The 14722-nt window shown below is 42.4% G+C and carries 7 protein-coding genes; all 7 read right to left on the bottom strand.

Annotated features, from left to right (window positions below; translation table 11 throughout):
- Nucleotides 1–583: 583 nt before the first annotated feature.
- Complete coding sequence (locus DWX23_RS07705) at nucleotides 584–3964, bottom strand: glycoside hydrolase family 2 TIM barrel-domain containing protein (protein WP_122374051.1); 3381 nt, start codon at nucleotides 3962–3964, stop codon at nucleotides 584–586.
- A gap of 98 nt (nucleotides 3965–4062) precedes the next feature.
- Nucleotides 4063–4617, bottom strand: a complete 555-nt coding sequence (locus DWX23_RS07710; RefSeq protein WP_122352946.1) for a DUF3332 domain-containing protein — start codon at nucleotides 4615–4617, stop codon at nucleotides 4063–4065.
- Between the two features lie 118 nt (nucleotides 4618–4735).
- Nucleotides 4736–6517, bottom strand: a complete 1782-nt coding sequence (locus DWX23_RS07715) for a RagB/SusD family nutrient uptake outer membrane protein (protein ID WP_122374052.1) — start codon at nucleotides 6515–6517, stop codon at nucleotides 4736–4738.
- A 22-nt stretch (nucleotides 6518–6539) separates the two neighbouring features.
- Nucleotides 6540–9647 carry a TonB-dependent receptor gene (locus DWX23_RS07720; RefSeq protein ID WP_122374053.1) on the bottom strand — a complete coding sequence of 1036 codons (3108 nt, stop codon included), beginning with the start codon at nucleotides 9645–9647 and terminating at the stop codon, nucleotides 6540–6542.
- Nucleotides 9648–9994: 347 nt separating this feature from the next.
- Nucleotides 9995–11473 (bottom strand): PD40 domain-containing protein, encoded by a 1479-nt coding sequence (locus DWX23_RS07725; RefSeq protein ID WP_122374054.1) that lies wholly within the window; start codon nucleotides 11471–11473, stop codon nucleotides 9995–9997.
- Between the two features lie 3 nt (nucleotides 11474–11476).
- Nucleotides 11477–13033 (bottom strand): DUF6057 family protein, encoded by a 1557-nt coding sequence (locus DWX23_RS07730; protein WP_122374055.1) that lies wholly within the window; start codon nucleotides 13031–13033, stop codon nucleotides 11477–11479.
- 53 nt (nucleotides 13034–13086) lie between these two features.
- Nucleotides 13087–14718 (bottom strand): RagB/SusD family nutrient uptake outer membrane protein, encoded by a 1632-nt coding sequence (locus tag DWX23_RS07735; protein ID WP_122374056.1) that lies wholly within the window; start codon nucleotides 14716–14718, stop codon nucleotides 13087–13089.
- Between the last annotated feature and the right edge of the window lie 4 nt (nucleotides 14719–14722).

Genomic DNA, 14722 nt, shown 5'->3' on the forward strand with positions numbered 1-14722 from the left:
TTTTTATTCATAGATGATATTATTCGATGCTGTAAAAGGAGTAGGTTTCTTTCGAAGGATTGTCTGTAAACTTATAGTATTCTAGCATATATCCGGTAATCTCTTAGGTCCGTTATTATATCTTTTTTTCTGTTTCCCATTTGTCGGACGCTTGTTTGACAGTTGGCAAACGCTTGTTTGACTGCTGTCGAATAAGCGTTCGACAGATGACAAACAATAGAAAGTTAGTAACTTTCGGAATAATAAGTAATTAGTTCTTTACTTGTTGTTTGTTATTTAGATGCTACTCTTTGCCGAACAGATTCAACCGGAATAGTACTGACTTTAAGCAGAAATATGAAGTGTTTTTCCAAAAGAAAGATCATAACCTTCATGCTGTCCCAAAATCATTCATTGTAATATATCGGTAATCAATCGATTAAGCAATAGATGAAGGAATGAAGAAATTATTTTGAAAAACTTTTGTTGTGTTGATGTGTCCCGTTTATTCACAGATGAGGTTTGGCTTTACATTGTAGATACGACAAATAAAAAAGCGGCCCCATTAATCGGAGACCGCTTTCCTGTTTATATTGACACTTATTTATTTGTAGCTATAACCTGCTTTCTTTTGTGCACTGTTCGCATTTGAAGCCGGGATTAAAGTGAAGCCCCACTTGTATTCCTGGTCGGCAGGTAAAGTGTATTCAGGTTCCGGACGAGAATACCAGCTGTCGTAACCGGCTAATCCCTGTTGTTTCAGGTCGACACATACTTCTACGAAGTTACGCGGAGTAATATCGTTGATGTGTGTCTGGCGAGGTTTGTCGTACGGGCCGAGGTTCGGACGGTTGTCGATCTCTTCCTGTGTGAAGTTGTTCCACTGGTACGGACGGTTGGTAGTCTTTCCGGCATCAAAATCTTCCACGGAATTACGCATCGCATTAAATTCCATTTCATCGTCGGCAACGATCAACAAGTTCTTGCCTTTGCCGCCTAAAGTGATCCAGCGGGTATCGCAATGATGACCGTTTTCCTGCGGACGAACATAGGGGAAATACTGCTCTTCAGCCGTACTCTTATACTGTCCGATCATGTAACCGGCTTTACGGTCCCAATAATTTTCCAGCGGACCGCGTCCGAAGTATTCCAGCTGATCCATCGTAACCGGCAGACGGAAACGAACACCGATACGGGGAACGACCATCTTGTCGCGACCGCTTACCTTATCACGACCCGGGGAGAATGTTGCCGTGGCAGTTGCTTCGGAAATACCGATCTTCACGCCATCCAGATGAGCCGGAGTGAAATGAGTAGCTACATTCATAACACCGTCAGGATAGATCTTGTAAGTGATCAGGAACTGGTTGCCGGCCGGTAATTTATAATCGACGTTTACGATCGCATTACCGTCGACGATCTCGGCAGAAGCATTCGTCACGTTGAAGTTGCGGCTGGATAGTTCCCATATTTCCAAACGTTTCGGGTCACCGCTTCCGTAGTCGTTATCGTTAGGTGCACGCCAGAAGTTCGGCTGGATACCGAAACCTTCGTTGAAATATTCTGTTCCGCCTACTTTATAAGAAGTAACGACACCTGCTTTTTTATCGAATACGAAGTTGACTTTAGAAGAAGTTACTTTTACATTATCTCCCTCTTCAGATACAGTCAGTTTAGGACCACCTGCCTTATAAGCTACCTTTTCGGCTTCGATAGGCAAACGGAACTGATCCTGTGCGATATCGTAACCGGCCGGGATAACACCTTCCTGTTTTGTGGAAGTAACGACAAAGTCAACCAGATAATCGGTACCGGCCTGTGGTTTCAAATCGGCTACAGGAACAGTGATTTCCTGTGAAGCCTGCGGAGCCAGGTCGAGTGAAACTTTATTACTCTTGATTACTTTGTTGTTGGCCTTTACGGTATAGGTGATCATATAATCTTTCAGGTTGGTGAAGTAGAAACGGTTCGTGATCTTGAATACACCGTTTGCTGCATTAACAGCTTCGAAACCGACATTCTGATGCGTAAATTTCACCTCTGCTATTGCCGGATGCGGGGTACGGTCCGGATTGACGAGGCCGTTGCAAAGGAAGTTTCCGTCGCTGGGCATATCTTTACCGAAGTCACCGCCATAAGCATAATACTCTTTTCCGTTTTCGTCTTTTACAAGAATACCCTGATCTACCCAGTCCCAGATCCAGCCACCCTGAAGGTTCGGATATTTGTAGATAGCTTTCCACTGTCCCCAAAGGTTACCTGTCGAGTTACCCATTGCGTGAGCATATTCGGACGGAGCAACCGGACGGTCGCTGCCTTTTGCACCGATCTCTTCCAGCCATCCGGCACTCGGATACTGAGGAACATACATATCCGTATTCCATTCCCAAAGGGCACGTTCGTAGTTGACCGGACGGTCCATCAAACCTTTTTCTTTGTTTTTCAGGTAAAGGTAAGTCTGATAGAAGTTATATCCGTTACCGGCTTCGTTACCCAGCGACCAGATAGTTACTGACGGGTAGTTCTTGTTACGTTCATACATATTCATTGTACGATCCATGTGCGGCAACAGCCATTCCGGGTTGTTACCCAGTGAACCGCCTTTGCTCAGGCTGTAATACATACCGTGCGATTCGACATTTGCTTCATCATACACATACAATCCGTATTCGTCGCAAAGCTCATAGAACCGGCGGTCCTGTGGGTAGTGGCACAAACGAACCGAGTTGATGTTGTTCTTTTTCATCAGTTCGAAGTCTTTACGCATCAGTTCCTCTGTCACATAATGACCGGTCAGGGGATTGTGTTCGTGGATATTCACCCCTTTGAACTTGATCGGTTGTCCGTTGAACAACAGTACGGTGTACGGTTTGCCGTTACCTGCGATCTGGTCAATCGGTTTGATCTCGATGCGGCGGAAACCGACGTTGTACGGGATAACTTCGGTTACTTTACCATCTTCCTTTACAGTCATCAATAACTTGTAAAGGTTCGGATGTTCGGCACTCCAGGTAGCTACGTCATTTAAATTTTTTTCAAAAGAGGCAGTCTTGATGCTGTTAGCTCCGACCCACAGCTTATTATCTGCTGTGGCAACAGTCTGACCTTTTGTATCCAGCAGTTCGTAAGATACGGTGATGTCTTTTGCTTCTTTCGTATGGTTTTTGATGTCTACTGCCAGATTGAAGATACCATTCTTGTACGTATCGTCCAGGGTAGAGATCACGCGGAAATCATTTACCGCAATCTTGGGCTGTGACCACAGGAATACGTCACGTTCAATACCGCTGATACGCCAGAAGTCCTGACATTCCAGATAAGAACCGGTACTCCATCTGAATATCTTCAGTGTCAATACATTTTTTCCCGGTTGCAGATAGTTATTGATCAGGAACTCCGCCGGGTTCTTGGAGTCTTCACTATAACCTACTTCTTTTCCGTTGACATACACATAAACTCCCGATTTTGCTCCGGAGATATGCAGATACACATCGCGTCCATCCCAGTTTGCCGGGATCTCGAAGTCGCGGCGGTAAACACCTACCGGATTTGTTTCAGGCAATAGCGGAGGTTGCGGATTACGTGGTTTGAACTCATAGCCATGGTTGGTATAGATGGCTGTACCATGTCCCTGAAGTTCCCAGTTTCCCGGTACGGTAATATCATCCCAGGAAGCTGTGCTGGTGGATGGGTCAGTGATATTTGCCGGAAGATCCTTGTATGAATCTACAAAATAGAATTTCCAGGTTCCGTTCAGTAATGAATAGTAGGGACTTTTTTCAAAACTGGAAGTGAGAGCTGTCGAACGGTCGCCATACGTCATGAACGAGCTGCGCGGCAGTTCTTTGTTTACGGCAACGACCTGAATGTCCTGCCAGTACGGCTTCGTATCCGGGGAGGCTGTCGCATGAGCAGCAAAAGCAGTACCCAGAAGGAAGCAACCGAATGCTCCGGTGAGCATTGCTTTCTTAATCGAGTGTTTCATTTGTATTTATTTAGGTTGGTAGTATCTTATTGAAAATGGGAGGCCGGTAATTATATGTACATACCAATTACCAGTCTCCCATTTTAAGTGTTGTATTTTTATTTAGCAGCGTAATAAGAGTAGCCTTCAACTACCTGACGGAATGCCAGAACGCCTGCCTGATTCAATTCTACGTTCATTTCTTTACCGTCCGGCAAATACATGACCACTTCGTCGTTATCAGTAAACTTTAACAGTTTAGTCGCTTCGCCATCGGCTTCCACACTCCAGCTCTTGTCTGTTTCGTTGAATACAAGGTCGATTGCTTTTTCTTCACCTTCTTTTTGGATATGATATCCGTCTTTCTTGGTTTCGACAGTATATACACCGTCTTTTCCGTTGATTGTCTTTACGGTTCCTGCATCTGCAACAGGATTGTTTCCGCTCCAGAATTCGATAGAGTTCAGAACCAGTATATCTGCAAGAGCTGAGATTTCATAAACGGGGACAATCCAGAAAGCGATAAATACTAATTCGTTGACGAACTTACTGTCGATATTTCTGTTCCAATCCAAAAGTTTGTTTGTCAAGCCGAATGATCCGATGCAAGATGAAAATAGAACACTGCTGGCCAAGGTTGTAGCCACTAATAATGTTAAACTTTTTTTCTTCATGAATTTTAAATTATTTGTAGTTAATTTGGGGCGAAGATAATAATAATTTTGTTTCCCAACTTACTGTTTCTTTATTATTTCGGCATTACCGGATCCTTCTTATCCACTGCTTCAGATGTTAATACCCCGGATTCTGATCAGTCTTCAGAAGAGGATTCAAATCGATGGCAGATTGAGGTATGGCTTTCAATAGCATACGGTCATCCCATTTCATTGTGATCACTTTTTCTCCGTCCGGCATGGTAATATCCACATTATTGATCTGCTCTTTACAATAGGCGGCACCATAACGGATCATATCATCCAGGCGGAAACCTTCGGCAGCCAGTTCGATCCTGCGTTCGTTACGGATTAATTCAAGCCCCTGTTCTTTTGACAAAGAGGTCGGGACGTTCGGCATCCCGCAACGGTCGCGCAGTTCGTTCAGTGCAGCCTGTACTTGTCCGTCGAAACCGGTTGTCTGTGTTCTGGCTTCTGCAAAGATCAGCAGGATTTCCGCATAACGGATGCAAGGATAATCGCCTGTGGCCTGTCCGTATCCGGACGGGTCATTTTCCAGAGACAATGTTTTGCGGAAGTTGAATCCTGTTTTAGATTCATTGTTACCTCCTTTTATCCATTCGTAGGCAAAATCTGTTCCGTAATTCGTTTCATACCATCCTTTGAAAGGCAGCATAATGGAGACATACAAGCGGCTGTCGCGGTTACGATATTCGCTGATGTATTTTTCATTCCTGATCTCTCCGCTTTTTACTTTATTTTCGACAAAAAGACGGAAAGTATTTTTATTGTCCGTAGTAATAAATTCATCCGCTTCTTTTCTCAGTTCCGTATAGTTGGCGGCACGTTCTGTTTTGGAAGGAAGGTTGGGTTTGCTACCATCTACAGCCCAATATGAGTCAACCAGATTCTGGGTAGGAGTGACGGAGGACCATCCGCCCAGCTGGTTGGGGCGCATACTCGTATATCGTACCATGTCCTGATAATCCCAGTCGGATGCGGCATATTGACGGGTCATGATATATTCGGGGTTGTCCGTATTGCCATTCTCTGTGTGCCACAGCGCTTCGTAGCTGAACATACCCTTTACGAATTTTTCTTTGTCGATATTGAATTTGGTGAAATCAATATACAGATCCATTTCATCGGCTTCTTTCTGCTGTGCTTCGTTCAATGAAGAGATGCGGAATAAAGAGAAACCTCCTTTATCCATTATCTCTTTTGCTGTACTTTCTGCAGTTGCATAGTCTCCGAAATTCAATGCGGCTCTGGCCTTTAGGGACAATGCTGCATATTTGGTGATACGGCCTTTTTCATTCGGATAACCTCCTGTATATTTTTCAGGTAAACCAGCTGCCCCTTCTGTCAGTTCCTTCATGATAAATTCACGGATAACGCTTATTTCATCACGTGTCACATTTTCAGCATCATAGGGAAGTACTTCCGTGATCAGAGGTACTTTTCCGAAAGTTTGTGTAAGCGACAGATATTGCCATGCCCTCATTATGCGGGCTTCAGCTATGAAACGTGCTTTTAATGCTTCGTCCATAGGACAATTCTCTATTTGTGATAGGAATAAGTTTGCTTTACGAATTGTTTCGAAGTTCCAACCGGCATCATAAGCGGCACTCATACCATTTTGCAGAAAAGTAGAACCGCTTGACTCCCATGAGTACTGGCAATATGCGTCGGGTGAATAGGTGTCGTCATAAACCCCGATACCCGGAATAGTATTGGAGTAAATTACATTCAGATTCATCCAGGCATCCTTTTCCGATGTCCAATATGTTTCGGAAGCAATACTTGAGGGTGGCTCAACTTCTAAATCACAACTTGCGACAGTTGCACCTATTATTGTACAGAATGCAATGCTTTTGAATAGTTTATTTATATTTTTCATATGTCTAATTCTTTACAATCGATTAAAATGTCAGGTTAACTCCCAGTGCGATAGAAGAAACACCTCTTGTATCTTGCCCACGGCCGTTTCCGGTTTCCGGGTCAAAATCTTCCATTCTTTTGTCTGCACGGATCGTGAACGGATTTTCTGCTGCCACATATACTTTCAGGGCATCCATTTTTAGAGCTTCCAGTGTTTTTTTATTGAATGTGTAGCCGAGAGTAATTGTTTTGATACGGAAATAGTCGGTATTCATTAACCAATATTCGGAAAAACGGTTATTGTATGTCGAGTGTGCGCTTGTACGGGAATAAATTCTCGGATAAGCAGCGTTCGGATTCGGGTTATCCAATGTCCATCTCTTCAGGTGATATTCACGTGGACTGGCATTGTCGGAGAATGCCCAGGCCTGTTCTTGCCAGAAATACTGTTTTGTGCCGCTTACACCTTGTCCGAATGCGCTAAGTTCAAATCCTTTGTAACGTAAGTTGACATTGATACCATAGGTAATATCCGGAACGTCGCAGGCCAGGAAGTCTTTGTCTTCCGCATCCAGTTTTCCGTCTCCGTTTTTATCGACATATTTAATGTCACCGGCCTGTGGAGTCATACCGTCTGTTACATAATTTCCACTGTCGATGTCTTCCTGGCTTAATAAGCCATCTGTGCGCCATCCGTAGAACGTACCGATTGCATAACCTACTTTTTTGATCCAGGGATCTTCATAAATAGGGTCGGATGCACCCAGGTCTGTTACTTTATTCCAGTTTTTACTCATGTTGAAACCAACAGAGTAGGAGAAGTCACCGATTGTTTTATTGTGTGTGATACCGAACTCAATACCTTTGTTGCTGACGCTACCGATATTCTGTGAAGGTTTAAAGTCTTTATAAATACCTACTTCATAAGGTACGTTATAACCTAGCAGGATATCGTTGGTCACTTTATTGTAGTAGTCGCCGGTGAAGTCAATTAGACCGTTGAAGATAGAGAAATCCAGACCGACATCTGTAATGGTTACCTTTTCCCAACCTAAAGTAGCATTGGCCGGTTTAGCTTCCTGAATGCCGTTTACGATGCCATCTTCAAAATTGTAGTTACCACCTTGTTGATAAGTGGAGAAATAATCGTAGTCGCCTACATTATTAATATTACCCAACATACCCCATGAAGCACGGAGTTTCAGGTTATTGATCCAGCTTATATCCTGCATGAATGCTTCCTGGTTGATACGCCATCCGGCAGAGAATGAGGGGAAGATCCCCCAGCGGTTATCTTTATGGAAACGGGAAGAACCGTCTGTTCGTAAATTGGCTTCCAGCAGATAACGATCCATAAAGCTGTAGTTGATACGCCCGAAGTATGAAAGCATTTTATTTTCGTTTGAACCACCTTCCGTACCGGTGTCGTTCGGTGCGCTTGATCCGCCATTCAGGTCGGTCATATTGTTTGTCGGGAAGTTTTTGCGATACGATTTTTGTTTCTGGTATTGATAATGCTCATAAGAAATACCGGCTAATACATTGAAGCTATGTTTGTCATTACTCCATTCGTAGTTGGCAAGTCCGTTATAAGTCAATCGGTTATGTTCGATCCATTCGTAAGTCATTTTCGACTCGTCTGTCTGTGAACCGTTCAGTTCCAACCCGGTCTTGAAGTCTTTGATCTTAGATGTACTGGCATCGTAAGTAGTTCCCTTGTAATCATATACTTTATAGATCATTTCGCCGGTTAAAACAAGACCTTTCACGGGTTTGAAGTCCAGCGCCAGGTTCAAAAGCGTATTGGTTGTCTTATTTTTCGACCAGTTACCCTGGTTTTGTTTGCGTAACGGGTTACGTAACATATTTACCGTAGAAGCAGGTTTTCCTCCTTCATAACTACCCCATTCTCCGTTGCTTTGTTTGGCAACATACGTGGATGGGACGGTTAGTAATTCCACGTAACTGATTCCTCCTTTATCTGATTTGTTGTCGTCCTGGATATAATTGATGTTGGCACGCATTGAAACCCATGACTTGATGTCGGAAGATATATTCGTTGTCAGGTTGTAACGGTTGCTGTTTGCTCCCGGTGTGAATTTGTCATCGAATGTATATCCTAAACCTGTGTAGTATTTTACTTTGTTGCCACCACTGAAACTCAGCGAATGCTTTGTGATTGTGGATACATCGTCCAATACCAGATCGTACCAATTGGTATTCGGGTACATATCCGGATCGGATCCGTCGCGGAATTTCTGGATCATTTCATCTGTATAAGGAACTTGTGCATTAGGATTGTCATTTAATGCGGCTTCATTTGCCAATCGGGCATACCATTCGGAGCTAAGAACTTTCGGTGTATAGGTTGCCATCTTTACACCGAAGTATCCGTTGTAGTTTATCTTCAGGTCACCTTCCTTACCTCCTTTGGTTTTAACCATGACAACACCATAAGCGGCACGTGAGCCGTAGATAGCGGAAGAGGCGGCATCTTTCAGGAAGGATACACTTTCGATAGTGTTCGGATCAAGAGCAGAAAATACGGTAGCATCGGCAATTGCTCCGTCAATCACGAAGAGCGGTGATGAGGTACCCAGGTTACCACGGCCGCGGAAGTTAATGGATGGTGCTGCACCCGGGCGGCTGATGATTGTTACGCCCGGAACTTGTCCTTGTACGGATGCCAAGACATTCGTATTTACGCGCTCCTTCAATTCTTCAGAACTTACAGAGGCGACGGCCCCGGTCAGGTTTACTTTCTTTTGTGTACCATAACCGACAATGACAACTTCATCCAGAGCCTGTGAGTCTTCACTCAGGATGATTTTCCCTTTGGTAGTTTCCGAGGCTCTGACCTCAATAGTTTTAAAACCGATGCTGCTGATGACCAGGATGTCATTGGGATTTGCTTCCAGAGTGAATTTACCATCCAAATCTGTAACAGTTCCATTGGTGGTACCTTTGACAATGACGTTGGCACCAATCAGCGGTTCATTCATTGTTCCGTCAAAAATGACTCCACTTATGGCTTTTTTCTGTTGGGTAATAGATACATCTGTTGTAGCTGCGTACAAGGATGATGTGGTTACAGAAACAGGAAAAGCAAGTGCGATTAAAAGCAAAGAAATTTGTTTTTGCTTTAACATAGACCTGTAATTCATGTGTTTTTTGATTAATAATTAATACTAATTAAAGGTTATCATAGTTCTAACAGAACTATGTCTGGTGTATAATATGTAATCAAAAGCCTATCAGTGTATTAGTGGGAATTGGTAAAAAACGACAAGTATGGTATTAACTTAATTAAATAATTATTAATTAACATATTGGGCTTTATTCCTTATGAATCGCGATTAATTTTAATATAATTAGTCATTGATAATAAAAAATATACTATATTTGTGGCGACGTTATAAAATAGTTCTGTTAGAACTAAGTGATTTATATTTTTCTTCTCTTGGATAATTTCTTTTGATATTACTAATTGTATTTTCTACCGAAAAAGTACCTCTCTGTTCACTGTCTCTTTATTATTCCGGGTTTTACGGATTAGTTGATCTCTGTTTTTTACGGGTGCAGTGATCAGTTCCGGCAAGTTGAATGTTTTAGTGAATTTGAGATAAAAATCCGGGTCTTCCTGAGGTAAAACGAAAGGTTTGCATGCCATCCCCGTTTGAGTATCAAATTTGGCGATATAGGGATGAGCCCATAGACCATCCTGTCGTTTGCTGCTGAAAACGAACCATTCGCCGGTAGACGACCAGGTATGAAAACTATCTACATCCGTACTGTTCACCTCTTCCATATTACGTATTTCGTTTGTTTCCAGATTTAATAAGTACAGTTCACTTTCCGGATGCCAGATTGAAAAGTTTCCGTAATCAGAACAAGTAAACATCAGATATTTTCCATCCGGTGAAATACGGGGGAAAGAGACGCTTTTCCCCTTTTCTGAGGCTTTATAGACACATTCAGGAGAGCCGAAGTCTCTTTTTTCTGCATTAAAAGAGATTCTGTACAGGTCATATCGTATATTACTTAGAGGTGTTTTTTTATCGATAGCCTTACTTCGGCAGAAATAAAGCATAGTCCCGTCAGGATTCCATGCAGGGAATGTTTCCATCCACTCATTGCCATAAATTGCCGGTGAGGTAATTAAGTGGTTTGTTTTTGTATCTAAAATGATCAGATCTGATTCGGAATCGGCTACTTCGATTGCTTTGGGGCCTGTAGAATGGAAATATTGCTGAATTTCATTGACTGAAAATGCCAGATACCGTCCTGCCGGATGCCAGGCGGCATAAGTCCCTCCGTTGTTCATTTCAGGCGTTTTTATATCCAGCCTGCTGAAATTTTCCTGTTGCTTTATAAGCGTTCCTCCCATTTTACCACGTATGTGGATCATCATGGTTTCGGACGAATTTTTACAGAATGTGTGACAGTTTATACATCCTTTTTCTACGGATTTATTTTCGATAATCGGACTCTCTTCGTATGTGCTTAAATTGCGTTGGTAAATTCCCATTTGATTCCATAATTCATATCCCGGATAGATGAGACGGTAAGCCAGATACGGGTCGATTGGCGATTTTGAAATATTATTTATAATATCCGGATATTGTATCCATTTATTGTCCTGTTGTATACAGATACGGATATAAAACATATTTCCTGTAGTATCGTTTAAAAGCTCTTTCCACTTTTTTTGCGGGATAACGACAGATGGTTGTTTACTTCTCAATCGGGTATAGATTTGATTTTGATTACCTATCTCCGTATAATATTCTTCTCCTTTTTCCATGATGCGGAAATTGGGCGGGGCAATATTAGAGGGAAAGGTGACTCCCGTGTAGTCCGGAAAGATATTTATTGATTTACTTGTTTGTATGTCGGGTGTTACGCCTGTTTGTTTACAAGCGGATACTATCCATAATAAGGAATATATGAGTACTATGTATTGTGTATGTTTCATGACCTATTGTTTATCGATGATCTTATTACCGTAAGGACTTAGGAAATGGAGATAATACCAGAAGGTATCTCCGAATTGTTCTTTTAATTTTTTTATTTCTTTCTTCCGGTAAAGAGTATAGTAAGTTCTGAATCGGTATTCCGTTTCTTCGCTGATCGTAAAACCAAGTTTATCATATGTTTCTTTGTCCACTCCCAATTTATAAGTATAGAGTGCTTCTTCGTATAGACGGGGCAAAGAAGCGTATGGAAAAGTTCGTATTCTCCCCAGGTTTTCAGCAAAGCGGGTAATCTGGTTACTAAGTAACAAGTCGCTCATTAAATACTCAAACGCCATTTGATTGGAGGAATCCCGGTCGCATAAATAGCTTAACTCCGGACCTATATTCAATATATTGGCAAAACGGACTTTTTCCTCCGGATTATATGAGAGTGCATTTGGAAATGGACTTTGTTTTTCCCGAATCATTCTTTCGTATATTTCCGTGTCTCGTTTATAGAATAAAGATTGTTTTAGTACGTTGATGAAACGGTGTGCAACGCCATATCGTTGAATTGCTATATTATACCGGATCAGATTGGTTATTATCGGAGCTGTTTCTCCATATACCACCATCGCTTCGAAAGCCCAACGGTGGGCTTCATTTATATAACCTAATTGTTCATAAATATAATGACCGTATCTACTTCTTTCGGGTTCTCCTGTCCAGGGAAGGTATAAGGAGGCGACTCCTTTGGTTTGCGGATATTTCAATAAGTCGTAGGGCATACGTCCGATATGGAAAAGTGCCATGTTACGGAAATATTCCATTAGCTGATTATTGCCACGGAATTTGTCGGCACAATGTAATACTTTTTCCCATTCTTTCTTTTTTAAATGATCTTCTGCTTCAAGCAGTAAACGTTCTTTTATGTTGTAGTTGATGATAAACAGATACGATGTGCTGCCGGCATACAGACAAATGCATATAGAAAGACAATAGTAATATTTTTTGTCAGTAAAGAAACGGGATAAATATTTAGCAGATAACCCACTGATAATAATCACTGAAACGGATATTAATAGAGGCATCCAACCCAGGTAGAACACGGTTATCAATGAGATGGAGATTAAGGAATAATAGAAATATCTTTTTCTGAGAAAAGAAAGACAATAGAATATCAGCAGGTAACAAAATATATTTGACGCATGATAAAATTTAAAATCAATAGATTCAAATTGGATCAGTAAGTATAACGGTATCAATACTGCTAAATGTAATGGATCGTTTTGTCTTGCGATCCGCTGACAGATCAGGCAGGGAAGAAGATAAATAAAAGATAATAATAGCGTGAAAATGACTTTTCCGACATAGGGATAGTAGAAAAACTGGGTAATGAAATTTGCCATATAACGACCGAGCCCACCGCTTTCATATAGATAGCTTTCCTGGTAAGAACGACTGAACAAAAATAGTTCCTGCTGTTCATGGTAAGGTATGATATAAGCCAGGCTGTCCATGAATAGAAACATGAATGAAGCGATAAGGCAGATGAACAGAAACCAATGGCTGTTTTTCATAAGGTGTCGTTTTGAGAGAAGGAACCTGGATTCAACCAGGTCCCTTTGAGTTTTTAATAACCGGAATTCTGTGTTAATGCAGGATTCAGGTCAATTTCCGATTGAGGAACCGGATATACATAGTTGTGATCTGAATATCGGCTACCAGTTAATTTTATATTCTCACCCTCATACAATATACATCTTTGTCCGTCGGGAGAGCTGGGGTCGTCTACGAGTTTGTATTTTAAACCGAGGAAAGGAGCATTCAATACTTCGCTGGCAATACCCCATCGGCGAATATCCCACTGGCGTTTGCCTCCTTCCAGGGCAAACTCTACACGCCATTCATTACGGATGCGTTGACGCAACTCGTCCTGTGTCCCGCAGTATGTCGGTTTGCTTGCATCTGTCTTTTGCAGTTCGGGAATACCGGCACGGCGGCGTACACGATTTACAGCCTCGAAAGCAGAATCATCCAAAGGAGTCGTTTCATTTTTAGCCTCTGCATACGTCAGCAATACTTCTGCGAAGCGAATTACATGCCAATCCTTTCCCATATCCCAACCTGTCGATTGCGGATCGATACTCGGATCCAACCATTTCTGCTGATAATAACCGGTTGCCGTAGCATCACCGTGCTGGGCGATACCGGTGTTACCACTAGACTTCAATGGAGCAACTTTGATGACTGTACCATACATCTCTTCACCATCATGTAATACGCAAACTTCCAAACGTGGGTCGCGGTTTGTAAACGGATCGTTTTCTTTGTATAGCGACGATTTGCTGATCGGTGCGCCGTCAATACATTCGAAAGCATCTACCAGGCTCTGTGTCGGGTTGATACCTCCCCAGCCTTTTGTCGGGAAACATTCCCATCCGATGATATAGTTGGTGTTATCCGGTGCGTTAAACTGGCGGACCAGAATAGCTTCGCTACACGCTTCCTGGCTTTCCCAGAATAATTCGGCATACCTTCCGGTGCCTTCTGCATCGAACAATTCATACTGGTTGGAGTCGATAACAGCCTTTGAAGCCGCTGCTGCGACTTCCCAATCAGCGTAATACAAAGCTGCACGTGCTTTCATTGCATAAGCGGCTCCTTTTGTTATACGACCGTATTTGTCGGACGACCATTCTTTCGGTAGCTTTTCAATAGCATAGTCGAAATCTTCCATTACCTTTTTGTAAACTTCTTCGCGGGGAGTACGGGTGATTCCTTCCAGCTGATCCAATGCCAGGCTGCTTTCCACATAAGGGACATCGCCAAACTGCTGGATTAGTTCGAAATAAAGATAACCACGCAGAAAACGGGCTTCTCCGATGGTAGCTTCTTTATCTGCTGTCGGGTAATCTTCTATCATATCTATTTTTTCCAGCAAGATATTGCAGGCACGAATGGAAGAATAACTTCCGCTCCAACTGAAACCTGCCGGATCATAAATACCTTTTGACACATCTCCGGCAGCCCATTTGATGCCATGTACTGCATTATCGGAGTTAATATCTCCATCTATATCTCCATTTGCGCTACCGGGTAATATCCCGTAAATATCTGCAACAAACATCTCTGCATCGACTGGTTTTGTCCAGAAACTGCCGTCAGACAATTCTTCCTGCGGATAACGATCCAGAAAATCGCTACATGAGCAGAGACTTAATAATAATGCCGATATGGTAACTGATAATATATTTTTTTTCATATCT

Origin of the sequence: Parabacteroides sp. AF18-52 (assembly GCF_003479145.1) — a bacterium.
Taxonomy (GTDB): Bacteria; Bacteroidota; Bacteroidia; order Bacteroidales; family Tannerellaceae; genus Parabacteroides; species Parabacteroides faecis.

Excerpts from the sequence above, each read along its gene's own strand:
- DWX23_RS07730 (WP_122374055.1), bottom strand. The coding sequence starts at position 13,033 with ATGAAAAACAGCCATTGGTTTCTGTTCATCTGCCTTATCGCTTCATTC.
- DWX23_RS07725 (WP_122374054.1), bottom strand. The coding sequence starts at position 11,473 with ATGAAACATACACAATACATAGTACTCATATATTCCTTATTATGGATA.
- DWX23_RS07705 (WP_122374051.1), bottom strand. The coding sequence starts at position 3,964 with ATGAAACACTCGATTAAGAAAGCAATGCTCACCGGAGCATTCGGTTGC.
- DWX23_RS07715 (WP_122374052.1), bottom strand. The coding sequence starts at position 6,517 with ATGAAAAATATAAATAAACTATTCAAAAGCATTGCATTCTGTACAATA.
- DWX23_RS07735 (WP_122374056.1), bottom strand. The coding sequence starts at position 14,718 with ATGAAAAAAAATATATTATCAGTTACCATATCGGCATTATTATTAAGT.
- DWX23_RS07710 (WP_122352946.1), bottom strand. The coding sequence starts at position 4,617 with ATGAAGAAAAAAAGTTTAACATTATTAGTGGCTACAACCTTGGCCAGC.
- DWX23_RS07720 (WP_122374053.1), bottom strand. The coding sequence starts at position 9,647 with ATGTTAAAGCAAAAACAAATTTCTTTGCTTTTAATCGCACTTGCTTTT.